Source organism: Sphingomonas sp. BGYR3 (assembly GCF_025153455.1).
Lineage (GTDB): Bacteria > Pseudomonadota > Alphaproteobacteria > Sphingomonadales > Sphingomonadaceae > Sphingomonas.
On sequence record NZ_JANZNT010000001.1, the window covers coordinates 1,430,992 to 1,454,775 of the forward strand.

At 66.4% G+C, this 23,784-nt stretch carries 31 protein-coding genes; 25 read left to right on the forward strand and 6 right to left on the reverse strand.

The window, feature by feature from the left end:
• Nucleotides 1-58: 58 nt before the first annotated feature.
• The gene (gene nusB, locus NYR55_RS06640; protein WP_260020414.1) at nt 59-520 is read left to right on the forward strand and encodes a transcription antitermination factor NusB; all 462 of its coding nucleotides are present in this window, start codon (nt 59-61) and stop codon (nt 518-520) included.
• Nucleotides 521-525: 5 nt separating this feature from the next.
• Nucleotides 526-702 (forward strand): DUF4169 family protein, encoded by a 177-nt coding sequence (locus tag NYR55_RS06645; RefSeq protein ID WP_260020415.1) that lies wholly within the window; start codon nt 526-528, stop codon nt 700-702.
• 136 nt (nt 703-838) lie between these two features.
• Here the strand turns inward: NYR55_RS06645 and NYR55_RS06650 are convergent, their stop codons facing one another.
• A complete protein-coding gene (locus tag NYR55_RS06650; RefSeq protein ID WP_260020416.1) occupies nt 839-1,657 on the reverse strand; it encodes a flagellin in 819 nt (272 codons plus the stop codon).
• A gap of 283 nt (nt 1,658-1,940) precedes the next feature.
• Between NYR55_RS06650 and NYR55_RS06655 the strand changes: the two genes are divergently transcribed.
• The 20 genes from NYR55_RS06655 to NYR55_RS06750 all read left to right on the forward strand — a co-directional run bounded on the left by NYR55_RS06655 (nt 1,941) and on the right by NYR55_RS06750 (nt 18,114).
• Entirely contained in the window at nt 1,941-3,239 is a 1,299-nt protein-coding gene (locus NYR55_RS06655) for a sigma 54-interacting transcriptional regulator (protein WP_260020417.1), read from the forward strand.
• Nucleotides 3,236-3,598, forward strand: a complete 363-nt coding sequence (fliE, locus tag NYR55_RS06660; RefSeq protein WP_260020418.1) for a flagellar hook-basal body complex protein FliE — start codon at nt 3,236-3,238, stop codon at nt 3,596-3,598. Before NYR55_RS06655 ends, fliE begins: the two co-directional genes overlap by 4 nt.
• A gap of 3 nt (nt 3,599-3,601) precedes the next feature.
• Nucleotides 3,602-5,332: a flagellar basal-body MS-ring/collar protein FliF gene (fliF, locus tag NYR55_RS06665; protein WP_260020419.1), complete on the forward strand. Its 1,731-nt coding sequence runs from the start codon at nt 3,602-3,604 to the stop codon at nt 5,330-5,332.
• Nucleotides 5,329-6,336, forward strand: a complete 1,008-nt coding sequence (gene fliG, locus NYR55_RS06670; protein ID WP_260020420.1) for a flagellar motor switch protein FliG — start codon at nt 5,329-5,331, stop codon at nt 6,334-6,336. The genes fliF and fliG overlap by 4 nt, the downstream gene beginning before the upstream one ends.
• A gap of 113 nt (nt 6,337-6,449) precedes the next feature.
• Nucleotides 6,450-7,187, forward strand: a complete 738-nt coding sequence (locus tag NYR55_RS06675; protein WP_260020421.1) for a FliH/SctL family protein — start codon at nt 6,450-6,452, stop codon at nt 7,185-7,187.
• Nucleotides 7,187-8,515 (forward strand): FliI/YscN family ATPase, encoded by a 1,329-nt coding sequence (locus NYR55_RS06680; protein ID WP_260020422.1) that lies wholly within the window; start codon nt 7,187-7,189, stop codon nt 8,513-8,515. The genes NYR55_RS06675 and NYR55_RS06680 overlap by 1 nt, the downstream gene beginning before the upstream one ends.
• A complete protein-coding gene (locus NYR55_RS06685) occupies nt 8,508-8,939 on the forward strand; it encodes a hypothetical protein (protein ID WP_260020423.1) in 432 nt (143 codons plus the stop codon). The genes NYR55_RS06680 and NYR55_RS06685 overlap by 8 nt, the downstream gene beginning before the upstream one ends.
• Before the next feature lie 10 nt (nt 8,940-8,949).
• On the forward strand, nt 8,950-10,305 hold the full coding sequence (locus tag NYR55_RS06690) for a flagellar hook-length control protein FliK (protein WP_260020424.1): 1,356 nt from the start codon (nt 8,950-8,952) through the stop codon (nt 10,303-10,305).
• A 19-nt stretch (nt 10,306-10,324) separates the two neighbouring features.
• On the forward strand, nt 10,325-10,945 hold the full coding sequence (locus NYR55_RS06695) for a flagellar basal body-associated FliL family protein (protein WP_260020425.1): 621 nt from the start codon (nt 10,325-10,327) through the stop codon (nt 10,943-10,945).
• 6 nt (nt 10,946-10,951) lie between these two features.
• Nucleotides 10,952-11,902 (forward strand): FliM/FliN family flagellar motor switch protein, encoded by a 951-nt coding sequence (locus NYR55_RS06700; protein ID WP_260020426.1) that lies wholly within the window; start codon nt 10,952-10,954, stop codon nt 11,900-11,902.
• Nucleotides 11,899-12,195, forward strand: coding sequence for a flagellar motor switch protein FliN (gene fliN / locus NYR55_RS06705; RefSeq protein WP_260020427.1), 297 nt, complete (start codon nt 11,899-11,901; stop codon nt 12,193-12,195). Before NYR55_RS06700 ends, fliN begins: the two co-directional genes overlap by 4 nt.
• Nucleotides 12,195-12,449: a flagellar biosynthetic protein FliO gene (locus NYR55_RS06710; protein WP_260020428.1), complete on the forward strand. Its 255-nt coding sequence runs from the start codon at nt 12,195-12,197 to the stop codon at nt 12,447-12,449. The genes fliN and NYR55_RS06710 overlap by 1 nt, the downstream gene beginning before the upstream one ends.
• 77 nt (nt 12,450-12,526) lie before the next feature.
• On the forward strand, nt 12,527-13,291 hold the full coding sequence (gene fliP / locus NYR55_RS06715; protein WP_260021583.1) for a flagellar type III secretion system pore protein FliP: 765 nt from the start codon (nt 12,527-12,529) through the stop codon (nt 13,289-13,291).
• A gap of 48 nt (nt 13,292-13,339) precedes the next feature.
• Nucleotides 13,340-13,609 (forward strand): flagellar biosynthesis protein FliQ, encoded by a 270-nt coding sequence (fliQ, locus tag NYR55_RS06720; RefSeq protein ID WP_260020429.1) that lies wholly within the window; start codon nt 13,340-13,342, stop codon nt 13,607-13,609.
• Nucleotides 13,606-13,734, forward strand: a complete 129-nt coding sequence (locus NYR55_RS06725) for a hypothetical protein (protein ID WP_260020430.1) — start codon at nt 13,606-13,608, stop codon at nt 13,732-13,734. Before fliQ ends, NYR55_RS06725 begins: the two co-directional genes overlap by 4 nt.
• 1 nt (nt 13,735) lies before the next feature.
• Nucleotides 13,736-14,509 carry a flagellar biosynthetic protein FliR gene (gene fliR, locus NYR55_RS06730; RefSeq protein WP_260020431.1) on the forward strand — a complete coding sequence of 258 codons (774 nt, stop codon included), beginning with the start codon at nt 13,736-13,738 and terminating at the stop codon, nt 14,507-14,509.
• Entirely contained in the window at nt 14,509-15,645 is a 1,137-nt protein-coding gene (locus NYR55_RS06735; protein WP_260020432.1) for a flagellar type III secretion system protein FlhB, read from the forward strand. The genes fliR and NYR55_RS06735 overlap by 1 nt, the downstream gene beginning before the upstream one ends.
• A 56-nt stretch (nt 15,646-15,701) precedes the next feature.
• On the forward strand, nt 15,702-17,117 hold the full coding sequence (gene fliD / locus NYR55_RS06740) for a flagellar filament capping protein FliD (protein WP_260020433.1): 1,416 nt from the start codon (nt 15,702-15,704) through the stop codon (nt 17,115-17,117).
• 5 nt (nt 17,118-17,122) lie between these two features.
• A complete protein-coding gene (fliS, locus tag NYR55_RS06745; RefSeq protein ID WP_260020434.1) occupies nt 17,123-17,515 on the forward strand; it encodes a flagellar export chaperone FliS in 393 nt (130 codons plus the stop codon).
• 59 nt (nt 17,516-17,574) lie between these two features.
• Entirely contained in the window at nt 17,575-18,114 is a 540-nt protein-coding gene (locus tag NYR55_RS06750; RefSeq protein WP_260020435.1) for an NADPH-dependent FMN reductase, read from the forward strand.
• A gap of 19 nt (nt 18,115-18,133) precedes the next feature.
• On the opposite strand, the gene NYR55_RS06755 is transcribed toward NYR55_RS06750, so the two are convergent.
• From NYR55_RS06755 to NYR55_RS06775, 5 genes are all read right to left on the reverse strand, one after another.
• On the reverse strand, nt 18,134-18,460 hold the full coding sequence (locus NYR55_RS06755) for a PilZ domain-containing protein (RefSeq protein WP_260020436.1): 327 nt from the start codon (nt 18,458-18,460) through the stop codon (nt 18,134-18,136).
• Nucleotides 18,461-18,556: 96 nt separating this feature from the next.
• A complete protein-coding gene (locus NYR55_RS06760; RefSeq protein ID WP_260020437.1) occupies nt 18,557-19,486 on the reverse strand; it encodes an electron transfer flavoprotein subunit alpha/FixB family protein in 930 nt (309 codons plus the stop codon).
• Nucleotides 19,483-20,232 carry an electron transfer flavoprotein subunit beta/FixA family protein gene (locus NYR55_RS06765; protein ID WP_260020438.1) on the reverse strand — a complete coding sequence of 250 codons (750 nt, stop codon included), beginning with the start codon at nt 20,230-20,232 and terminating at the stop codon, nt 19,483-19,485. The genes NYR55_RS06760 and NYR55_RS06765 overlap by 4 nt, the downstream gene beginning before the upstream one ends.
• A 207-nt stretch (nt 20,233-20,439) precedes the next feature.
• Nucleotides 20,440-21,639 (reverse strand): ADP-forming succinate--CoA ligase subunit beta, encoded by a 1,200-nt coding sequence (sucC, locus tag NYR55_RS06770; RefSeq protein ID WP_260020439.1) that lies wholly within the window; start codon nt 21,637-21,639, stop codon nt 20,440-20,442.
• Between the two features lie 110 nt (nt 21,640-21,749).
• Nucleotides 21,750-22,055: a hypothetical protein gene (locus NYR55_RS06775; RefSeq protein WP_260020440.1), complete on the reverse strand. Its 306-nt coding sequence runs from the start codon at nt 22,053-22,055 to the stop codon at nt 21,750-21,752.
• A gap of 23 nt (nt 22,056-22,078) precedes the next feature.
• Between NYR55_RS06775 and NYR55_RS06780 the strand changes: the two genes are divergently transcribed.
• From NYR55_RS06780 to NYR55_RS06790, 3 genes are read left to right on the forward strand one after another with little or no spacing between them, the layout of a single operon-like run.
• Entirely contained in the window at nt 22,079-22,609 is a 531-nt protein-coding gene (locus NYR55_RS06780; protein ID WP_260020441.1) for a sterol desaturase family protein, read from the forward strand.
• Nucleotides 22,606-23,034 (forward strand): hypothetical protein, encoded by a 429-nt coding sequence (locus tag NYR55_RS06785; protein ID WP_260020442.1) that lies wholly within the window; start codon nt 22,606-22,608, stop codon nt 23,032-23,034. Before NYR55_RS06780 ends, NYR55_RS06785 begins: the two co-directional genes overlap by 4 nt.
• Nucleotides 23,031-23,777: a sulfite exporter TauE/SafE family protein gene (locus NYR55_RS06790; RefSeq protein ID WP_260020443.1), complete on the forward strand. Its 747-nt coding sequence runs from the start codon at nt 23,031-23,033 to the stop codon at nt 23,775-23,777. Before NYR55_RS06785 ends, NYR55_RS06790 begins: the two co-directional genes overlap by 4 nt.
• Nucleotides 23,778-23,784 lie beyond the last annotated feature (7 nt).

A 23,784-nucleotide genomic window follows, 5' to 3' on the forward strand; every position in this document is an offset into this window, starting at 1 on the left:
CATCCCCCCGTTTCTCGGCTTCGCCCGAACCGAACGGGTTGCTATGCAAGTGATATCCATGCCCAGTCCAACGTCGAAATCCCGAACCCAGGCCCGCGCCGCCGCCCGTCTTGGTGCCGTCCAGGCCCTGTATCAGCAGGAGATGGAGCGCACGCCGCTGGTCCAGCTGTTGTCGGAATTTCATCAGCACCGATTGGGTGCCAGCATCGAAGGCGTGGATTATGCCGATGCCGATGTGCATTTCTTTGATGATGTGGTGAAGGGCGTGGATGCCCGGCGGGAAGAGATCGACACGCTGGTTGCGTCCAAACTCTCGTCCGGCTGGTCGCTCGACCGGCTGGACAAGCCGATGCGGCAGATCCTGCGGTGCGGCACCTATGAGCTGCTGGCCCGGCCCGATGTGCCGACCGGCGCGGTCATCAGCGAATATCTGGATGTCGCCGACGCCTTTTACGACAAGCGCGAAAAGAATTTCGTCAACGGCCTGCTCGATGCCGTGGCCAGGCAGGTCCGCGGCTGATCCCCATGGGCGATGTCGTCAACCTTCGGGCGGCACGCAAGGCAAGGGCGCGGGCCACCGCCGAAGCGACAGCAGCGGCCAATCGCGCGCTGCACGGGCGGACCCGGGCGGAGCGGGAGCGCGATGCGGCGGAAGCTGCGCGGCGCGAGCGGCTGCTGGACGAGGCGCGGCGCGACCCTTGATGTACCGACAGGCCTGAAAGGCAAAAACCCCGGCGGCGTTGCGGCCACCGGGGTTTTCCTGCCCTCCGCTAGGGAAGGCGACTGCGGTCCGGCCCCACCCGCTATTGGGGGGGCGGGGGGACCGGTACGCGTCAGCTTAACGCAGCAGCGACAGCACGCCCTGCTGGCTCTGGTTCGCCTGGGCCAGCATCGCGGTCGACGCCTGGCTCAGGATCTGCGCCTTGGCGAGCGCCGTCGTTTCGGCGGCGAAGTCCGCGTCCTCGATCCGGCTGCGCGCGTCGGTCAGGTTGGTCATGTTCTGCGTCAGGTTGTTGACGACCGACTGCAGGCGGCTCTGGCTGGCACCCAGCGTGGCGCGGCTGGTCGAGATCGACTCAATCGCGGTGTCCAGGGTGTCGAGCGCGTCCGAAGCGTCCGTCGCGTCCGAAATGTCGACGGCGATCGCGTCGGTCAGATCGATTTCCGACAGGTCGAGCGCAACGGTCTCACCGGCGTTCGCGCCGACCTGGATCGAAACGCTGCCGCCCGAACCGGCGGTGCCGTCGAACAGCTTCACGCCGTTGAACTCGGTGTTCGCCAGGATGTCCGTCAGCTGACCCTGCAGTTCGGTGACTTCGGCCTGCAGGTTGGTGCGGTCTTCGTCCGAATAGGTGCCCGAAGAGGACTGCACGGCCAGTTCACGGACGCGCTGCAGGATGTTGGTCACTTCGTTCAGGCCACCTTCGGCGGTCTGAGCCATCGAGATGCCGTCATTGGCGTTGCGGACCGCCTGGTTCATGCCGCGGATCTGCGAGGTCATGGACGTGGCGATGGCGAGGCCGGCGGCGTCGTCCTTCGACGAGTTGATGCGCTTGCCGGTCGACAGGCGCTCCATCGACGCCGACAGGGCGCTGTTGGCCGACGACGACGCGTTGCTGGCGCGCAGGGCGCTGATGTTGGTTCCGATTACAGTCATGGTCCGATCTCCATCTACTTCCGGCTGGTCTGTCCCCCCAAACAGTGGGAGCGGTGAGTAGCCGTCAGGGTGAACGACAGGCTGTCCCCGACATTAAGCATTTTTTTCGGCAGCCCCACCGACAGCGTCCCGAACCGCGGAAATCCGCGGGGAATACCGGCACGTGCGCGCCCCGCCCGGCCGTGCCCACGCGGGCGCGGGGATCAGGGCGGTCGATTTTCCGCATGGTTTACGCTTCGTTTACCACATTGGCGGCATCACCCTGCTGAACAGGGGGTTTCCAATGACCGTGATCCACGCCACGCCAGCCGTTCTCCAGTCGAAATTCACGCTGGTTTCGCAGTTGCGCGCCCAGGGCTTTGTCCTGGCCAAGGCCGGGGACCGGAACAGTGCAGGGGCGATGCACCTGGTGCTGGAGGGCGAGACCCCGGCGGTTCCCGCACGCACGCTGATCCTGGGCGATGGCCCGCTGGAGGCCCGCCCCTTTCATGACGGGCAAAGCGCGCTGCTACGCTTTACCGCAGAGGATGGCGCGCTGGCGCAGGGTTATGCCGCGGCGCTGCTGAAGGGCGGAATGGCCCCGGTTGCCGCCGATCCGGAAAGCCTGGCGCTGTTCGCGCTGGCCGAACGTGTCGCCGGCGCCGATATCACCGTCCTGATCAACGGGCCGACCGGCACGGGCAAGGAAGTGATGGCCCGCACCATCCACAACCGCTCGGCCCGCCGCGATGGCCCGTTCATCGCGATCAACTGCGCCGCGTTGCCCGAAACCATGCTGGAAGCGATGCTGTTCGGCCATGTGAAGGGCAGCTTCACCGGCGCATCGTCGGGCGGCGAAGGCTTTTTCCGCGCTGCCAATGGCGGCACGCTGCTGCTCGACGAAATCGCCGAGATGCCGATCGGGCTTCAGGCAAAGCTGCTGCGCGCGCTTCAGGAACGCGAAGTCGTGCCGATCGGCGCGACTGCGGCCGAACCCATCGACGTGCGCGTCATCGCCTGCGCCAACCGCGACCTTCAGGCCGAAGTGGCCGAGGGCCGGTTCCGCGCCGACCTTTATTACCGCCTGAGCGTCTTTCCGCTGTCGACCCGCGCACTGGCCGACCGGCCGGGCGACATTGCCGCGCTGGCCGCCGCAATGGTCGTCCGCCATGCCAGCACGCGCCAGATGCTGCCCGCGATCAGCGCGGACGCACTCGACCTGCTCGTCCGCCACGACTGGCCCGGCAATGCCCGCGAACTGGAAAATGTCATCCAGCGCGCCCTGTTGCTGGCGACGCTCGACCGGATCGAGGCTGGCGACATCATTTTCGACCGCCCGATGGTTCAGCAGTCTGCGCGCGTCGCCGCGCCTGCCCCGGTCGCGGCCCCAGTGCCCGCGGCCATCCCCACGGACGGTGCGGTGCCGCTGAGCAACATCGTCCAGATGAGCGAGTTTCAGGCGATCCGCGAAACGCTGAAGGCGTGCGGCGGCAGCCGGATCGAAACCGCCCGCCGTCTTGGCATTTCCGAACGGACGCTGCGCTACCGGCTGGCCCGGCTGCGCGAACAGGGTGACGACAGCGCCCAGGCGGTGTCGGCATGAGCGCGATCCGCGGTGCCGGGGATGCCATGGGCATCGACCGGGTGATGCAGCTGCGCGCCCAGATCCTTGAGCGCAACCAGGCGCTGGCCAGGGCCAATCAACAGGCGGCAGCAACGCCGGTGGATCAGGCGCCGCGCCCCGCCAGCTTTGCCGATTCGATGCAGACCGCGCTGGCGCAGGTCAACGCGACCCAGACCCAGGCATCGGAACTGTCCGCCCAGTATGAGCGCGGCGAAACCATCGACATCGCCAAGGTGATGATGGCCCGCCAGCAGGCATCCGTCGCGTTCGAGGCGACGATGCAGGTCCGCAACAAACTCCTGTCCGCCTACAAGGACATCATGAGTATGCCGGTGTAATCCATGGAAAACGCGATCACTCCCGCCACCATCGATACCGCGCCCGTCCCGGCCGGCAATCGCCTTGCGGACCCGTTCCGGCAGATTTCCGGCTTGATGGATCAGCCCGCGGTCAAACGCGCGCTGCCGTTTCTGTTTCTGCTCGGCCTGATCGGCGCTGCCGCGCTGGCCTGGGCCGTGCTGGCCAGCCCGCCGCAGCGCGTGCTGTTCCAGAACCTGCCCGACAGCGACAAGGGTCAGGTGGTCGAGGCGCTGACCGCTGCGGGGATCGAAAGCCAGCTTGACGGAACCGGATCGGTGACCGTTGGCGAGGACGACTATCACCGCGCCCGGATGCTGCTGGCCGCTCAGGACCTGCCAAAGGCAGCGCCGGGCGGCTATGCCCTGCTGGACCAGCTGCCCATGGGCGTCAGCCGCGCGGTCGAGGGCGAGCGGCTTCGCCAGGCGCGCGAGACGGAACTGGCCCGTTCTATCGCCACCATCGACACCGTTGCCGAGGCGCGCGTGCATCTGGCCATGCCGGAGGCAAGCGTGTTCGTGCGCGACAAGGCGGCGCCCTCCGCCTCTGTCATCGTGAAACTTCAGCCTGGCCGCACGATGAGCGATGCGCAGGTCAAATCCGTCATCAACCTGGTCGCATCGTCCGTGCCGGGCATGAAGCCGGAATCGGTGACCATCGTCGATCAGATGGGTGCCCTGCTCAACCAGCCGGGCGGCAAGGACCCGACGGGTTCGGGCGGCGATGCCCGCATCGAATTTCAGGGCCGGGTCGAGGAAAAGTACCGCGAACAGCTGGCCAAGCTGCTGACGCCGCTGCTGGGTGCCGGCAATTTCTCGGCCGAAATCCAGGCCGATGTGAACCTGGATGAAAATCAGGCGACCCGCGAAACCTATGACAAGGAAAATGCGGTCGTCCGTGCCGAACAGGGCAATTACACCACGCCGCAGGGCGAAGGTGCGACGCCCGGCGGCATCCCCGGCGCGCTGTCCAACACCGTGCCCGCCCCGGCCGCGGTCGAGCGGCCCAATCAGCAGCCCCAGCCCGCAACGCCGCCGCCCGGCCAGACGGCCGAGGCCGGTGCAGCCACGACGACGGCGGCTACCCCGCTGGTCAAGGCAAGCGAGAATTTCGCCCGCAGCTATGACGTGAACCGCGAAGTGTCGGTGACCCGCCAGATGCCGGGCCAGATCCGCCGCCTGTCCGTTGCCGTCCTGCTGCGCGAACCCGATGGCGGCAAGCCGCGCAGCCCGGTGGAAATCCAGCAGATCACCCAGCTCGTCCGTGCGGCCGTCGGCTATAATCAGGAACGCGGCGACCAGGTGACCGTGATCAGCCGCAAGTTTTCCAGCGAGGTGACGGCCAAGGTCGAGCCGAAATGGTATGAGGCCGAATGGGTGCCGATGGCGATGCGCCACGGCACCGCCCTGATCATTGCCCTGCTGGTCCTGTTCGTCGGCATCCGCCCGATGGTCCGCGCCATGACCCGCAAGCGGGACGCGGTCGCCAGCACGGCTGCGCCGCGTCCGGCGGGTACCGGCAACGCGCTGGGCGACCCCGACAGCCCGGTCGGCGCAGGCGATGCTCCGCAACGTCCACCAGTCAGCGTTGAGATGTTGGAAACCGCGCACAGCTATGAAGAGCGCGTCGGACTCGTGCGGGGCTTTACCCGTGACAACCCGGCCCGCGCCGCGCTTGCGGTGCGCGACATGATCCAGGCGGACGCCAAGCAATGACGGAAGAACCGCGCAGCTATTCGGGCGTAGAACGGGCCGCCGTACTGATGATGCTGGTCGGCGAGGCAGAGGCCGCCGCCATCCTGCAGAAACTGGAACCCGAAGAGGTCCGTCAGCTTGGCAAGGCGATGTTCTCCGTCGCCGACGTCAGCGAGATCGAGGTCGAGGCGGTGCTGGACGATTTTGTCGACCGCGCCCGCGAACGCACCTCGGTCAGCTTTGACCCGCGCCCCCGGATCGAGGGGATGATGAACCGCGCGCTCGGCCCGGAAAAGGCCGAGAGCGTGCTGGCCCGCATCACGCCGCCTGCCGCCGCCTGTGCCATCGACCTGCTCGACTGGCTGGACCCCGGCGAGATCGCCGCGCTGATCGAGGATGAACATCCCCAGATTGCGGCGGTGCTGATCGCCAACCTAGACCCCGCCGTAGCGGCCAAGGTGCTGGAAATGCTGCCCGAGGCGATCCAGCCCCAGGTGCTGCACCGCATCGCCAAGCTCGGCCCGATCACGCCGGAGGCGATCGAAACGCTGAAGCAGATGCTGGCCAAGCGCGCCGGTCAGGCGAGCGGCGGGTCGGGCCTGCAGATCGGCGGCACGCGCGATGCGGCAAAGATCCTGTCCTCCGGCCGCAAGGCGACGGAAACCCGGGTCATGCCGAAACTGGCCAAGATCGACCGCGATGTCGCGCGCGCGATCGAGGAGGCGATGTTCGTCTTCGACAATCTGCTCGACCTGGACGACAAGAATCTGGGCACGCTCATCCGCAATGTCGACAGCGACACGCTGGTCCGCGCGCTCAAGGGCGTGGACGAGGCGGCCCGCAAGCGGTTCCTGGGCTGTATGTCCAGCCGCGCCGCCGACCAGATCCGCGACGAAATGGAATCGCGCGGGCCAATGCGCCTGTCCGAGGTGCTGGAGGCGCAGAAGGCAGTCATCACGCTTGCCCGCCAGCTGGCCAAGGACGGCACGATCATGATGGGCGCCGGCGAGGACGACTATGTTTGAGGCTTATTTTGGCGGCACCGGCCCGCTCCCCCGCCCGGCCACCCAGCGTCAGAATTCTGTGGGTGGCCGGGCGGGGGAGCGGGCTGGCACCGCAACCGCGCGGAGCGTCAAGAATGTCTGATTTCGCGCCCGGCTTTGTCAGTCGGCATCAGATGGCGGCGGACGCACTCGCCCGTGCCTTTGCGCCGCCCGCCGGATTTGCCGAGCGGCCGATCGCGCCGACGACGGCAGCGGCGGCCCAACCGCGCAGCTTCAGCCCGGAAACGCCCGGCCCGCGGCATTTCCGCCCGGCCGACCCGGATCGCAACCCGACCGAGGGCTGGGATCCCCTGTCCCCCAGTGTCGAGCCCTATCCGGCCGAATCCGCACTGGACGCAATCGATGCTGCGCGCGCCGCCGGCTATGCCGAGGGGATGGCTGCTGCGCTGAGCGAAATCGGCCAGGCAAGGGAACGCGGCGATTCGCTGGGCGACCGGATCGCGGCCGCGCTTGCCAGCGGCGCACAGATCGACCGCGACCGCATGGCTGCACGGCTGCGCGCGACCGTGCAGAAACTGGTCCACCGGATCGTGGGCGATACCGGCATCGATGCCGATCGGATGAATGCACGCATTGCCGCCGCGGTCGAACTGCTTGCCGATGGCAGCGAATCGGCGCTGCTTCGACTGCACCCCGACGATATGCCGCTGATCGAGGGGCAGTTGCCGAAATCCGTCTTTGCCGTAGGCGATTCGGCCGTGGATCGGGGCGGCTTCGTCCTTGAATCGGCATCCACCCTGATCGAGGACGGCCCGGCGCTCTGGCTGGAACAGCTGGATGCCGCGATCAACCGTGCGGCGGTGCCGAACTGATGCTCGGCCGCTTTACCGACCAGTATCTGGACGCCATCGATCAGGTGGATTTCACCCCGCAACCGCGCGTCGCGGGACGGCTGGCCAGCTATGACGGCCTGTTGATGGAGGCGGTGGGCCTGTCCCTGCCCGTCGGCACGGTCTGTGCCATCGGCGAGGGTGCCGGGCTGGTGCAGGCCGAAGTCATCGGTTTTCGCGGCGGTCGCACCTTGATGATGAACCTGGGTGGTCCCGCCCCCCTGCTTCCCAATGCGCCGGTTCGGCCGATCGGTGCACCGGGTGAGGCGGAGGTGGGCGCTGCCCTGCTTGGCCGCGTCGTCGACGGCGCGGGCAATCCGATCGACGGCCAGGGCCCGATCCGCGGCGCCGGCCGCTGGCCACTGGCCGGTAGGCTGCAGAACCCGCTGGACCGGGGCCGTGTGCTGAAGCCGCTGGACGTCGGCGTCCGGGCGATCAACGGCCTGTTGACCATTGGTCAGGGCCAGCGCGTGGGCATCATGGCCGGATCGGGTGTCGGCAAATCGGTGCTGCTCGGCATGATGGTCCGCGCGGCAAAAGCCGATGTGATCGTCGTCGGCCTGATCGGCGAGCGCAGCCGCGAGGTTGCCGATTTCCTGGAAACCAAGGTGTCGGGCGATGCCCGCGCCCGGTCGGTCGTCGTTGCGGTACCGGCCAACCACTCACCCGTCCTGCGCATCCGGGGTGCGCTGCGCGCCACGGCCATTGCCGAGGCATTCCGGGCAGAGGGCAAGCAGGTGCTGCTCATCATGGATTCGCTGACCCGCGTCGCCCATGCCGGGCGAGAGATCGGGCTGGCGCTGGGCGAACCGGCCAGCGCGCGCGGCTATCCGCCCTCGGCAATCGCCATGCTGCCCGGCCTGATCGAACGGGCGGGCACGGATGTGGTCAGCGGCGGATCGATCACCGCCATTTATACCGTGCTGGCGGATGGCGATGACGGGAATGATCCCGTGGTCGACTCGGCCCGATCGATCCTTGACGGCCATATCGTGTTGTCGCGTCAGCTCGCCGAACGCGGCGTCTATCCCGCCATCGACCTTGGCCCCTCGGTCAGCCGCGTGATGACCGACATCACGCCGACCCAGCATCAACAGGCCGCCCGCATCCTGCGCCGTCACCTCGCCACCTATGAGGAAAACCGCGATCTCGTGCTGATGGGTGCCTATCGGACGGGGACGGATGCGGCGCTGGATCTTGCCATCGCCTGCCACCCGGCGATCATGGATTATATCCGCCAGGATTCCCACGCGGTGATCCCGCTGGAGGAAGCCGCCGCCGAATTGATCGGCGTGTTCGGCGATGGATAGCAAAAGCGCGCGGCTTGCCCGGCTGCACCGCGTTCGCGGCCTGCAGCTCAGCCTGGTTCAGGCAGAGGAGGCGCAGGCGCAGCGCCGGTTGAACGAGGAACAGGCGCTGCGCACCCGCATCGCCCAGCTTGCCGCCGAAGTCGCGCCCGTACCGACCCCTGCGCCCGATGCCGCGCTGACCATGATCGCGTCGGCCCATTATCGCGACCGGCTGAACCAGACGGCGATGGCCGCCGAACAGCGCGTGGCCGGTGCCACCCGCCAGCTGGATCAGGCCCGCGCCCGCACGGTCGAGGCGCGGCGCGATGAAACCGCGATGGAAAAGCTGATGCAGCGGGCAGCGGGGGAAGCCGCCGCCCGCGCCCGGCGCGCCATGGAATCCCTGCCACCGGGCAAGCCGCCAAAACGGCACGATCCTTGCTAAATGGATCGGCATGGGAATTGAACCGATGCCGACCATGCTGCCTTCCTTCGCTGCCCTGCCGGGCAGCCCAGCGCCCGGAAGCGTCTCCGCCCCCGGACCGCTGGCCGTTTCCGCCGGTTTCGGCGCGATGCTGGCCGGGCTTGCCCCTGCGCCGGTCAAACCCGTCATCGCAGCCCTGCCCGAAACGCTGGCGATCGCTGACCGGCAAAACGGTGCCGCCATCGGCAAAACCCTGCCGGTCGAGCCGCTGCTCACCGCCCCGTCCGATTCGATCGAAATGGATACGGCAGAGCCCAAAACGTCGCCCGACTCCGATGCCGCCCAGCCTGCATCGGTTGCCGAAATACCATTCTGGCCGATGCCGTCCCCCGTTGTTCAGCCATTGCCCACACCCGCACCGGCGCCCCTGCCCGACCAGGGACAGGCAACGCAGACCATCGCATCACCCGTGCAGCCGGCACAGACCGCGGCCCTGCCGGTGGCCACCGATGGCGCGCCCGCAACCCCGGCGGCCATGTCGGTCCCGCCCGCCCTTCAGCCCGCCGAGTCCCCGACCGGCCCGGCCCCGGTGCTGGTCGCTGCGCCAGCTGCACCCGCGGTTGCAGCGCCGATGTCCTCGATCGCCTTTCCGCCCCCTGGACTGGGTGCGATGTCCGACGGCAAGCCTTTGGCGGCCGCGCAGCCCTCGCCGATCGGCATGGGTCAGGCCGCACCGCGCGTCTCCGCCGACACCGATCCCGCGCCGCAGCCGTTGCCCGCCGCCGCCCCGCCCGTCCGCGCCGAACCGGTGCCGGCGGCACAATTGTTCATTGGTCAGATCGCGACCGCGCTGGATGACCGTGCCCAGCGCAGCGGCGCGCGCCTGATCGACCTGGCCGTCGATCTTGCCGCGACCGGCCCATCTGGCGGCCAGCGCGCCGAACTGCCCGGCATCGCCGTCGCTGCGCCTGCCGCGGCGGATCAGGGCCGGCTCGACATGGAGCGGCGCGAATGGATGGCGACGATGATCGACCGGATCGAAACGATCCGCGCCGATGGGCGTCAGGATGTTCGCATCCGCCTGTCCCCCGATGCGCTGGGCAGCATCGACATCCGCATCACTGAACGCAGCGGCGTCGCCGATGTCCAGGTAACCGCCGAACAGGCCGGCGCCCGCGCGATGCTGGCCGAGGCGGCACCCCGCCTGAGCGAGCTCGCTGAAAGCCGGGGGCTGCGCCTCACCGCACAGTTCGATGGCAGCGACCGGCAGTCGCCGGGCCGATCCCCTTACCATCCGGAACAGGACGCGCCGTCGCGGCCGCGCCCTGCCTCCTCCGTTTCAACCACCGCCGAGCCCAAGGCGCGGCCCGATGACCGCATCGCGTGACTTGCAAGGAACCTGACCAATGAGCGACGCAAAACCCGACGAAGCAGCGCCCAAGAAAAAGGGCGGCAAGATGAAATGGATCCTGATCGGCCTGGGCGTCCTCGTCCTGGGCGGTGGGGGCGCGGGCGCCGGCCTGTATTTCGGCGGCGTGATCGGCGGCAAGGCTGATGGCCATGCCGAAGCATCCGGCCCCAAGTTGGTCCCTCATTCCGAACAGAAGCGGGCCGAGGCCGGCAAGGAAGGCGGCGGCGAAGGCGAGGGCAGCGAAGGCGGCTCCGAATCGGCCGGCAAGCCGACGCCAAAGGGCGAAGGCGGCGATGAATATGCCAGCAACTATTATGCACTGGAAAAAGAGTTCACGTCGAACCTGCGCGAAAGCGTCCACTTCATCCAGGTCGGCGTCGCCGTTTCCACGCCCTATGACGACACGGTCATCAACAATCTGAAAACGCACGAGATTGCGGTGCGTTCGGCCATCCTGCTCGCGCTGAGCGAGACCGAGGAGGAAGAGGTGTTCACCGCCGACGGCAAAGCGAAACTGCAGCGCCGGCTGACCAAGGCGGTGAACGACACGCTGAAGCAAAAAGAGGGCTTTGGCGGAATTAGTAACGTCTATTTTACCAATTTTATCGTTCAGTGAACGCCGATGGTTAACACGGCTTCAAACACTCCGGACACGGAACGGCGCGCGCAGCCCCGCGGCAAGGCGGAACATGCGCTTGCGATCGGCGTGTCCAACGTCAATCCGTTCGGCGATCTGCATACGCTGCAGCATCTGTCGGCGCGGTTTGCGCGTTCGCTGCGCGGGGTGTTTGAACCGATGCTGCGGCGCGCGGTGCGCAGCTGGGCCGAACCGGTCGAGGTCGAACGGTTTGCCCAGTATCGCGCGCAGCGCGAACCGGGGCTGACTGCATGGCTGCCCGTGGCGATGAGCCCGGACGGCGGCCAGGCAATCATGGTCGTCCCCGGCCGCTTCGCGCTCGAACTGCTCGATCTGTTCTTTGGCGGCTTCGGCGAAGCGCCGCACAGTCTGCCCACGGAGTTTTCCCCGGCGGCCGAAGCCGTGATCCGCCGCATGGCCCAGTCGATGAGCGGCCCGCTTGCCAATGCCTGGGAACCGGTCGCCCGTATCGGCTTTGCGCCCGGCAACATCGAAACCAACGCCGCGATGCTTTCCGTCATCGACGGCGATGATCCCGTGATCGTCACCCGGTTCGGCATTGCCGCCGATGGCAGCCATCCGGCGATGATCGACATTCTGTATCCGGTCGCCGCGCTGAAGCCGCACGGCCCGTCGCTGACGGCCAAGGTGCACGGCAAGTCGTCGGAACCGGATCCCCGCTGGCTGGCCGGGCTGACCCGCGCCGCGATGAGCGTGCATTTCCCGGTCCGCTCCGTGCTGGCCGAACCCACCCTGTCGCTGGGCAAGCTGCTGGAGCTGAAGGAAGGGGACATCATCCCGATCAGCTTCGGCCCCAACGTACCCGTCATGGTCGGCAATCGCCGCCTGGGCACCGGCACGGTCGGCACGGCCAACGGCCATGCCGCCATCCGCCTCACCTCAATCGAACCTTTGCCTGAAGAGGATTTCCAATGAACGCGATCACCGGGGATATGCCCGTGGACGGCGCCGTCGCAGCCAATTTCCGGCTGTTGCAGGACGTCGACGTCCGGCTGACGGTGGAGATCGGATCGACGCATCTGACGCTGCGCGAACTGCTTGCGCTCGGCGAATCGAGCGTCATCGAACTGGATCGTCAGGCCAATGAGCTGCTCGACGTGTTCGTCAACGGCACGCTGATCGGCCGGGGCGAGGTGGTGACGGTCGGCGACCGGTTCGGCGTGCGCATGACCGAACTGGTGTCGCCTGAAAAGCGGGCTGCCCGCTGATGATGTGGGAATATATCCTGAAGCTGGTGGTGCTGCTGCCGCTGGTCTGCGGCCTGCTGGTCGGCAGCCTGTGGCTGTGGCGCAAGCTGGAGGCGCGGCTGCCCGGCCAGCAGGCGGACCGCCGTATCCAGGTCAAGGAAACCATGATGGTCTCGCCCGGCACCCGCCTTGCGGTGGTCGAGTTTGAAGGCCGCACCCTGCTTCTGTCCGTCGCACGCAGCGGCGTGACCCTGATCGATCGGATCGAGCGGTGATTGCGGCCGCGCTGCACCGGTTCCGCGAAACGCCTGCCTGGGTTGTGACCCTGGCGACGTTCCTGCTGACGGCATCGCTGCTGCTGATCGCCGATCCGTCGCACGCGGCCGGCATCACCGTTCCCGCCCCTGTCCCGCCAGCGGCTCCCGCAGCGCCGGGTGCAGGCGATGCGATTGACCGGGCACTGGGCGACCTTGGCGGCGGCGATGCGCCGCTGAGCCTGTCGCTGCAGGTCCTCATCATCATGGGCCTGCTGACGATCCTGCCCAGCATCCTATTGATGATGACCAGCTTCACCCGCATCCTGATCGTGCTGTCGATCCTGCGCCAGGCGCTCGGCCTGCAGCAGACGCCGCCCAATCAGGTGCTGATCGGCCTGTCGCTGTTCCTGTCCTTTTTCGTGATGGCGCCCACCATCGAACGGATGAACACCACCGCGATCCAGCCCTATGCCGCGGGACAGATCGGCGCGACCCAGATGATCGAGCTGGCGGGCAAGCCGCTGCACGGGTTCATGATGGCGCAAACGCGTCAGAAGGATATCAAGCTGTTCGCCGACATGGCCAAGACGGGGCCGTTCCAGAACGCGGCCGACGTGCCCTTTTCGGTCCTGCTGCCCGCCTTCATCACCAGCGAGCTGAAAACCGCGTTCCAGATCGGTTTCCTGATCTTTCTGCCCTTCATCATCATCGACCTTGTCGTGGCGACGGTGCTGATGAGCCTGGGCATGATGATGCTGTCGCCCACCATCATTTCCCTGCCGTTCAAGCTGCTGCTGTTCGTGCTGGTCGATGGCTGGATGCTGACGATGGGCAGCCTGGCCAACAGTTTCGTCACATGAGCGCGCTCGATCGACACGACCTATCACCCCTTTGCCGGATGACCTGACATGGACGCCGATTACTTCCTTTCTGTCGCGCGCGAGGCGCTGTGGGTGCTGGCGCTGGCCGCCACGCCCATCCTGATCCCGGCGCTGTTGTCGGGCCTGATCCTCGGCATGATCCAGGCGGCAACGTCGATTAACGAACAGACGCTCAGCTTCGTGCCGAAACTGGCGATCGTCGGTGTCTCACTGGTCGTGTTCGGCAGCATGATCCTGTCGCTGCTCGGCGATTTCACCATCAGCATCTTCGAACGCATTCCGGAGCTGGTTCGATGACACCCTGTCCCGCCGTCGCGCCCGCGCCGACTGGCGCGCTGCGCTGGCCGTCCCGGCCGCGCGCGATCACCCTGCCACCGCTGACGGCGCCGTCCGGCGCCGGGGATCGCCGGACGCTGCACTGACATGCTCGGCTTCGGCCTCTCGATCGAACCTCAGCTCTGGGCGCTGGTCTTCACCATGGTGCGGATCGGCGCGGCGTTTCTGGCCGCCCCGGTATTCGGTGCGGTCGCCGTCCCGGTACAGGTGCGGGTCATCCTGTCGGCCGCCATCGGCATCCTGACGCTCAACGTCACGACGGTTCAGGCCCCGGCAGAGATTTTCTCGTTGACCACCTTTCTGGCGATCGGTGCAGAGGCGCTGATCGGCCTGGCACTCGGCTTTGTCCTGCAGATCGCATTTGCCGCCCCGCTGGTCGCAGCTGAAACCATCGGCATGTCGATGGGCATCGGCTTTGCAGCCGCGGTCGATCCGCAGAACGGCCAGCAAAGCCCCGCGCTCGGCAATTTCCTGTCGGTCCTGCTGACCCTGTTGTTCCTGTCGGTCGACGGGCACCTGATCCTCGTCGACCTGATCGTGCGCAGTTATCAGGTGATGCCGCCCGGTGCCTCATGGCTGGCGGCTGAGCGTCTGCGAGACATTGCTATGTTCGGCGGCTATGCCTTTGCCGCTGGGCTGCTGCTCGCCCTGCCGGTCGGGTTCCTGTTGCTGTGCATGAACGTGGTTGTCGGGATGCTGTCCCGCTCGGCCCCGTCGCTCAATCTGTTCGCCGTCGGCCTGCCGGCCAGCCTGCTGGTCGGCGTCGTCGCGCTGTTCGTCGCGCTGCCCGCCATGGGCGATTACATGCAGGTCATCGTCCGCGAAGGGCTTGATGCCACGCAGAACCTGGTGTTCGGCTGATGGCAGAGACCGCCGGCGAACGGACAGAAGCACCAACCCAGAAACGCCGCCAAAAGGCGCTGGATGACGGCGATGTCCTTAAATCCCAGGATTTCAGCGCCGCCATCGTCATTCTGGCCGGCTGTCTGTGGATGGCGACGCTGGGACCGTCGCTGCTGGGCGCGTGCAAGGAACTGATGCGCGCCAGCTTTGCCTTTGGGCGCGGCGAGATCGAGGATTTTCAGCCCTGGCAGCCGATTCTGGAGGCCGGGTGGAAAATCGCCCCGTCGCTGGGCGGCCTGCTGGCGATGACCGCAGCGGCGGCGCTGTTCGCCCAGGCGGGGATCGGTGGCCTGCGCTTCAATGGCAAGCTGTGGGCGCCCAAGGCCAGCCGGATCAATCCCGGCGCGGGCCTCAAACGGATTTTCGGACCGCAGGGCTGGATCGAACTTGGCAAGGCCATCCTGAAGGCGATTCTTCTCGGCGCCATCGGCGGGTCGATCCTGTGGTCTGCGGCGCACGACATGACGGGGTTGATGGCGTCCGACGTGCCCGGAGCGATGGGCGCGCTTGGCGACACCTTCATCTATCTCGTCTTTGCCATGGCAGCGGGCCTTGCCGCCATCGCCGCCATCGACCTCCCCATCGCGATCATCCGCCGCATGAACCGGCTGAAAATGTCGAAGCAGGAAATCAAGGACGAGCACAAGGAAGCCGAAGGCAACCCGGAGAACAAGGCCGCCCAGCGCCAGCGTCAGCGCCAGATCCTGAAGGGCGGGTTCCGCAAGGCAGTGGCAGAGGCGCACGTCGTGCTGACCAACCCGACGCACTTCGCCGTCGCGCTTCGCTATGTGCAGGGTCAGGACATGGTGCCGGTCGTGGTGGCAAAGGGGCGCGGCGACACCGCTCTGGCCATCCGCGAACTGGCCGCCGAAATGGGCAAGCCCGTGCTGGAATATCCGACGCTCGCCCGCGCGGTCTATTACACCAGCCGCGAGGGGCAGGAGGTGCGCGACGACCTGTACATGGCGATCGCCACCGTTCTTGCCTTTATCTTCAACATCAACGCCGCCGCGCGCCCGGCACTGCCCGACATCGATGTGCCGAGCACCGCCTGGTTCGACGAAAATGGCAATCAACTCAGCCGAAAACCCTAAAGCCGGGCGGACGTTCGGTCGTTTCTGGTTGGGAATAGCGCAAGGCGGTACGGACCATGGTTGAATCGATCACCAAGACGCTGGGCACCGGCTCCGGGATTGACACGACCGCGCTGGTCAACAGCCTGGTCGAGGCGCAGTTCGCGGCCAAGAACGCCCAGCTTGAACAGCGCCAGGAAACGCTGACGACGCAGCTGTCGACTGTCTCGCAGTTGAAAAGCGGCATCAGCGGCTTTTCAACTGCCCTGTCCCAGCTGGTTAGTGGCGGCACGCTGACCACCCAGGCGACCAGCAGCAACACCAGCATCGTCCGCGCCACCAGCCTGAACGGCGCGCAGATCACGTCGTTGAACGCGGATGTGGAGGTGCGCCAGCTTGCCGCCGCACAGGTTGCCTATGCCAATCCGGTAACGGATCCCGCCGCCGCGATCGGCACGGGCGTGCTGTCCCTTCAATTCGGCACGGCGACCGTGTCTGGCACGACGATGACCGGCTTTACCGCCGGCGCTTCGGCCGCAATCGACATTACGATCGACGAAACCAACAACAGCCTGACCGGGATCCGCGACGCGATCAATGCGGCAAAAGCGGGGGTCACCGCCTCCATCGTGTCCGACAGCGACGGCGCGCGGCTGGTGCTCAAGGGGACGAGCGGTGCGGCACAGGCGTTCCGGCTTACCGCGACGGAGGATGAGGCTGCCCCCGGCCTGTCGGCGCTTGCCATCGGCGTGGGATCGACAGGCACAAAGATCGGCACCGCCGCTGCCGATGCGATTGTGGCAGTCGATGGCGTTGCCGTTCGCCGAACGACGAACAGCATCTCCGATCTGATCCCCGGCGTGCGCCTTGATCTGGTGGCGGCCAGCACGGGCACGACGATCAAGATCGGCGCGTCGCAGCCGACCGACAATCTGCGCCAGGCAGTGAACGATGTCGTCACCACCTATAACGAGCTTTACACCGCCCTGCGGGAGGCGACGGACCCGATTTCCGGTCCGCTGCGCGCCGATCCCGGCGCCCGTTCGATGATGCAGGCGATGCGCGAATTGTCGCTGCGCCAGCTGATCCCGGCGGATGGCAATGCGCCGCGCACCCTCGCCGAACTTGGTGTCGCCACGGCCCGCGACGGATCGCTCAGCGTCAACAGCGCCCAGCTGAACCGCGCGCTGACCAGCTATCCCGAGGCGGTCGGCCGGATGTTCGCCGCCGGAACCGGTGGTTTGTCGGGCGCGCTGTTCGCCATCTCGACCGCCGCGACCAGCCGGTCCACCGGCCTTGGCGCATCGGAACAGCGATATAATCGCCAGCAAAGCGACCTGACCGATCAGCAGGCAAAGGCGACCGAGCAGGCAGAGGCCGCGCGCACCCGGATGACCCGGCAGTTTGCCAGCATGGACGCGCGCGTTGCCGCCTATAAATCGACGCAGAACTTCCTGACCCAGCAGATCGAAGCGTGGAACGCCCAGCGTTGAACGCGATGACCAAGCCATCCCGACTGGCGAACCCTGAACGCGTCTATCGCGCGGTCGATCTGGCCGGGCGCACGGGCGGCGCGGATCCGCATGCGCTGGTCACGCTGCTCTATGAAGAGTTGATCCGCGCGCTCGCCACGGCCGCATGGGCGACGGAAAACCGCAATTTCAAGATGAAGAGCGACCGGGTGACCCGCGCCATTGCCATCCTGTTCGCGCTGGAGGCGGGGCTGGATTTCGATCGCGGCGGCGATGTGTCCCGCACGCTGGCCACGCTCTATTCCGGCCTTCGGAAACAGGTGATCGACGCAAGCCTTGGCGGCGATCCCGAACCGTTTCGCCGGGTCGGCGCCGATCTTGCCGAGATTGCAGAGGCGTGGCGCTCCGTCCGCGTCTGACGCAGGCGGCCGTAAATCCTGCTAGAAAGCAGTGCAGCCATGGGCTAGCGCTCCACCGCATGACCCAGCCGCATATCGTCGCCATCGGTGGCACGCTCCGCCCGTTGTCGGGCACGGCCGCTGCCCTGTCCCGCGCACTGGATGCGGCTCAGGCGGCGGGCGCGCGCACCACCTTGCTGACCGGTCCGGCGATCGATTTCCCGAATTTCGACCCGGAATCGGCGATGGACAATGATCTGATCCGCGCCTTTATCAACACGGTGCGCTCGGCGGACGGACTGGTCATCGGATCGCCCGGCTATCACGGCACCTTGTCCGGCCTGGTCAAGAACGCGCTCGATCATATCGAACTGACGCGGGGCGATGCCCGCCCCTATCTGGACGGATTGCCGGTCGGCGTGATCGCCACAGCGGCTGGTTGGCAGGCGGCGGTATCGACCATGCAGGCGCTGCGGACCGTCGTTCATGCCCTTCGCGGATGGCCGACGCCAATGGGTGTTGCAATCAACACGGTCGGCAACAGCGACTGGCTGGCCGAGTCGGCGGGCGGGATCGATGTGATGATGCAGCAGGTGATGGCGTTCGCTGCCAGACGCTGATCGTCCGGGTCGCCGCGGGTCAGCGACGCGTTGTCGGCTGACAGATATGGTCGACAACCGCCGGATGCAGCGCAACGTCGAACAGGACACCGGCCTGACCGTTCTCGATCCACACGATTTCGCCGACAAATGCCTGAAATCCCGGCAGCCGCACGAACACGCGCTCGCCGACGTGCATCGGGGTGGATGTGACGATCCGGCATCCGGCAACCGACAGGTCCTGAAGCACGGCGCCGAAGCGTCCCTGGCCCGCCGTGCGCATCGCCGCGCCTACCGCAACCTCATGGCGCGGATGGCGACGGCCATCCACGGCTGGGGGCGGCACGACGCCGATCTGGCATACCATGTTCAGCATGATGCCCTGTGGGTACCGCACCAGGGCTGAAAATCTGGTTAATCCCGGTCCGGCAGGCTCGAAGCTGCCGGACCGGGCCATTTTCGCTCACAATTTTTCGGTGAGTTCCGGGACGATTTTGAACAGATCGCCGACCAGGCCGATATCGGCGACCTGGAAGATGGGGGCGTCCTCATCCTTGTTGATGGCGATGATCGTCTTGCTGTCCTTCATGCCCGCCAGGTGCTGGATCGCGCCAGAGATGCCGATGGCCAGATAGACCTGCGGCGCGACGATCTTGCCCGTCTGGCCGACCTGATAATCGTTGGGGACATAGCCTGCATCCACCGCCGCGCGGCTCGCGCCGACCGCTGCGCCCAGCTTGTCGGCCAGCGGCTCGATCAGCGCATGGAACTGCTCGCCCGATCCCAGCGCGCGGCCGCCCGACACGATGATCTTCGCACTGGTCAGCTCGGGCCGCTCGGATTTGGCGATCTCGGCAGAGACAAAGCTGGACAGGCCCGCATCGCCGGTGGCGGCCACCGGTTCGACCGGGGCCGATCCGCCGCTCGCCGCCGCCTTGTCGAACGCGGTGCCGCGCACCGTGATCACCTTTTTGGCATCGGCCGACTGCACGGTGGCGATGGCGTTACCGGCATAGATGGGCCGGGTGAACGTATCCGCGCTCTCCACCGACAGGATGTCGCTGATCTGCATGACATCGAGCAGCGCGGCAACGCGCGGCGCGATGTTCTTGCCCGTCGTCGTGGCGGGCGCGACAAAGGCGTCGAACCCGGCCATCAGCCCGGCGACCAGCGGTGCGACATTCTCGGCCAGGCCATGGCCATAGGCGGCATCGTCGGCGACGTGCACCTTGGCCACGCCGGCGATCTGCGCTGCGGCCTGCGCCACGCCGGTCACGCCAGCGCCGGCAACCAGCAGATGCACCTCGCCCAGTTTGGCCGCAGCAGTCACCGCGCTCAGCGTCGCGTCCTTGACCGACTGACCGTCATGTTCGACCCAGACCAGAACGCTCATGCCGCAACTCCCATCGCCTTCAGCTTGCCCACCAGTTCATCCACATCGGCAACCTTGATGCCCGCCGTCCGCTTCGGCGGCTCTGTCACCTTCAGCGTGGTCAGGCGCGGCGACACGTCGACGCCGTAGTCCTCAGGCGTCCTGGCCGCCAGCGGCTTGGACTTGGCCTTCATGATGTTGGGCAGGCTGGCATAGCGCGGCTCGTTCAGGCGCAGGTCCGTGGTCACGATCGCCGGCAGCGCCAGCCGCACCGTCTCCAGCCCGCCATCGACCTCGCGCGTCACGGCAACAGCGTCGCCGTCCACCTCGACCTTGCTGGCAAACGTCCCCTGCCCGCGCCCGGTCAGCGCGGCCAGCATCTGGCCCGTCTGGTTGTTGTCATCGTCGATCGCCTGCTTGCCCAGGATCACCAGGCCCGGCTGCTCTTCCTCGACGATCTTGGCCAGGATCTTGGCAACGCCCAGCGGCTCGACCCGCACATCCGTCTGCACATGGATCGCCCGGTCCGCGCCCATCGCCAGCGCGGTGCGCAGCGTCTCGGCGCATTTCGCCTCGCCGATCGACACCACAACCACCTCGGTCGCAGCGCCCTTCTCCTTCAGTCGAACCGCCTCCTCGACCGCAATCTCGCAGAACGGGTTCATGCTCATCTTGACGTTCGACAGGTCCACGCCAGACCCGTCCGCCTTCACACGAGGCTTCACATTGTAATCAAGCACTCGCTTGACCGGTACCAGCAACTTCATCCGGCGTCCTTTCCTGCGCACCTGTTTTCATCGGCATTGCCTGCCGGGAAAATGGCGCTTGACCGTGTGTTTCGCAAGTCCGGTACGGAATCCTTGGCCCTTGCGAACGATTGCGCCGACCATATCCGCGACTCATCCGGCGCACAATGCACGAAGGGACCGGGACATCGCTGTCCCGGCCCCATTAGCCGTTCTGCAATGGCTGGATCAGGCGGCGTTCTTCACCTCTGCCACGATCTTCTTGGCGGCATCGCCCAGATCGTTGGCGGGGACGATCGCCAGGCCGGAATTGGCCAGGATGTCCTTGCCCTGCTGCACGTTCGTGCCCTCAAGCCGCACGACCAGCGGCACCGAGAGGTTCACTTCCTTGGCGGCGGCGACAATGCCCTCGGCAATGATGTCGCAGCGCATGATGCCGCCAAAGATGTTGACCAGAATGCCCTTCACCGCCGGATCGGACAGGATGATCTTAAACGCGGCCGTCACCTTTTCCTTCGATGCGCCGCCGCCGACGTCCAGGAAGTTGGCGGGGAACATGCCGTTCAGCTTGATGATGTCCATCGTCGCCATGGCCAGGCCAGCGCCGTTGACCATGCAGCCGATATCGCCGTCGAGCTTGATGTAGGCCAGGTCGTACTTCGACGCCTCCAGCTCCATCGGATCTTCTTCGGTTTCGTCGCGCAGTTCCATCAGGTCCGGGTGGCGGAACATCGCGTTGGAATCGAACCCGACCTTGGCATCCAGCACCAAGAGCTTGTTGTCGTCGGTGACGGCCAGCGGGTTGATTTCGATCTGGCTGGCATCGGTGCCCAGGAACGCGTCATACACCTTCGACGCGAGGCTCTGCGCCTGCTTGGCCAGGTCGCCCGAAAGGCCCAGCGCCTTGGCAACGGCGCGGCCATGATGCGGCTGGAACCCGGTCGCCGGATCGACGGCAAAGGTGTGGATTTTTTCCGGCGTATCATGAGCGACGGTTTCGATGTCCATGCCGCCTTCGGTCGACACGACGAACGCCACCCGGCCGGTCGCGCGATCGACCAGCAGCGCAAGGTAGAATTCCTTGGCAATGTCGACGCCGTCGGTCACATACAGGCGGTTGACCTGCTTGCCGGCATCGCCGGTCTGGATCGTCACCAGCGTGTTGCCCAGCATTTCGGTGGCGGCGTGGCGCACCTCGTCCTCGGTCTTGGCCAGGCGGACACCGCCCTTCGCCTCGGCCGGCAGTTCCTTGAATTTGCCCTTGCCGCGGCCACCGGCATGGATCTGGGCCTTCACCACATAGAGCGGCCCGGGCAGCTTCTTGGACGCCGCGACGGCTTCTTCGACGGTCAGTGCGGCAAAGCCGGCGGGGACGGGCACGCCGAACTTGGCGAGCAGTTCCTTGGCCTGATATTCGTGAATGTTCATGCGCTGGCCCTTTCTGCGTTCAAGGGGTCGGATCGGTCGGCGCTCGCTAAAGCACAGGCGTGGCCGCGAATCCACCCCCGGCGTTTGCAGTTGCGATGCAGTTGCAAAGATTATCCCGAAACGGCGCAAATGGCGGCCGACGTGCTGGTCACCGTCCAGATTTCCGGATCGCCCAGCGCCCGCACGCGGCGCAGAAAGCGGTCCATCGTCACCGCATCGCGCGCCCGGGGCAGGTCGCCCATGCGGCGCAGCTGCGCCAGGTTCAGCCGGTCCACCATCCGCTCCGCCATGCACGCCGACAGCGGCCGGGACAGGCCGGCATCGATCAATCCGGCCCGCAACCGCGCCTCCGGCACGGCGCAACCAGTCAGCAGCATGGCCCAAAGACCTAGTGCGGCAAGGCTCGCAAAACGCATGGCGTGCGGCTATATCCGGCTGCATGAACGTCGCAATCGGATTTCTCGCCTTTCTGGCCACGGTCGCCGCGATGGAAGGCTTTGCCTATGTCATGCACCGCTGGGTGATGCATGGGCCGGGCTGGTTCCTGCACAAAAGCCATCACGAACCGCGTGAAGGCAACTGGGAACTGAACGACCTGTATTTCGTGATCTTTGCAACGCCATCCATCCTGCTGATGGTCGGTGGCCTGTATTGGGGCTGGGACAGCATCACGGTATGGATCGGTGCCGGCATCGCTGCCTATGGCATGATCTATCTCGGCTTCCACGACTTCATCGTCCATCGGCGCATTCCGATCCGGTATATTCCCAAGTCGCGCTACATGAAGAAGATCATCTCTGCCCATCGCCTGCATCATGCGGTGGAAACCAAGCAGGGTACGGTCAGCTTCGGATTTCTGATTGCGCCTGAGCCAGAGGTGCTGAAGGCGCAGTTGCGCGCGGGCGGCAATGCCGGGGTGCGGCAGGCCACTGCCAAGCGCCGGGCCAAGCTGGACGAAATGAGCGCGTGAGGGGCGCCGCCGACTGGATCGGCCGGACGCTGTTTCTGATCCTGTCGGGGCTGGCGACCTACTCGATGCTGCTGTCGATCCTGTCGATTAGCGCCGATATCCGACAGTCGGCGACACCGGGCGTCCCGGACGGGCCGGTCACCAGCGAACGGCCCCTGCGCCCGGTCACGCCGGAACGGCCGATCGGTCCGACGCGGATCGCCCCCACCCCCGGCGAGCCGCGCGATGCGAACAATCCCCAACCGACGGGGCAAGCGGTGAGCGATGGCACCGTTTCCGCGATGGCGGATGACGAGATGCGCCGCTGGGCAGAGGCGCTGACCTGGGCCGTGCTGGCGCTGGCGGGCTTTGCCGCGGCCATCATCGTCGTCCTGCTCAAGATAACGGCACAGCTGGCCCGGATCGCGAACGGTCGCGGACTTTGATTCAGGATCCGTGGTTCTGGGCGATCGCCATTCCGGCGGTGGTACTGCTTGGCCTTAGCAAGGGCGGCTTTGCCGGTGCCGGCTCGCTCAGCCTGCCGATGATGGCAACGGTGATCGACCCGGTGCTGGCCGCCGCGATCCTGCTGCCCATCCTGATCGTTCAGGACGCGGTCGGCGTCTGGGCCTTTCGCCGCAACGTGGATTGGCGGGTCATCGGCTGGGCGCTGCCCGGCGCGATCATCGGCATCGGCGCGGGCTGGGCGTTTTCGGCCCGCGTGTCCGCCGACGCCGTGCTGGCGATGGTCGGCGGCATATCGATCCTGTTCGGCGGCTGGCGGCTATGGCTGAATCGGCGCGGCACGGTCCCTGCGCGCCGAACGCCGGGCTGGGTCGGCACGATGCTGGGCATCGCATCCGGCTTTACCAGCCATGTCGCCCATGCCGGGGCGCCGCCCTTTCAGCTGTGGGTGATGCCGATGAAGTTGCCGCGCGATATCCTTGTCGGCACGACGGCGATCTTCTTTGCCCTGGTCAATCTGCTGAAACTGCCTGGTTACTGGGCATTGGGGCAGTTTGACGGGTCGGCGCTGCCTGTCGCCGCAATCCTGATTCCGATCGCGGTCGCATCGACGCTGGCAGGCGTATGGCTCGTGCGACGGGTGCCGCACGAACCATTTGAAAAGCTGATCTACGTCCTGATGATCGCGGTCGGCATCAAGCTTGTCTGGGACGGGCTTGGCTGACCGGACC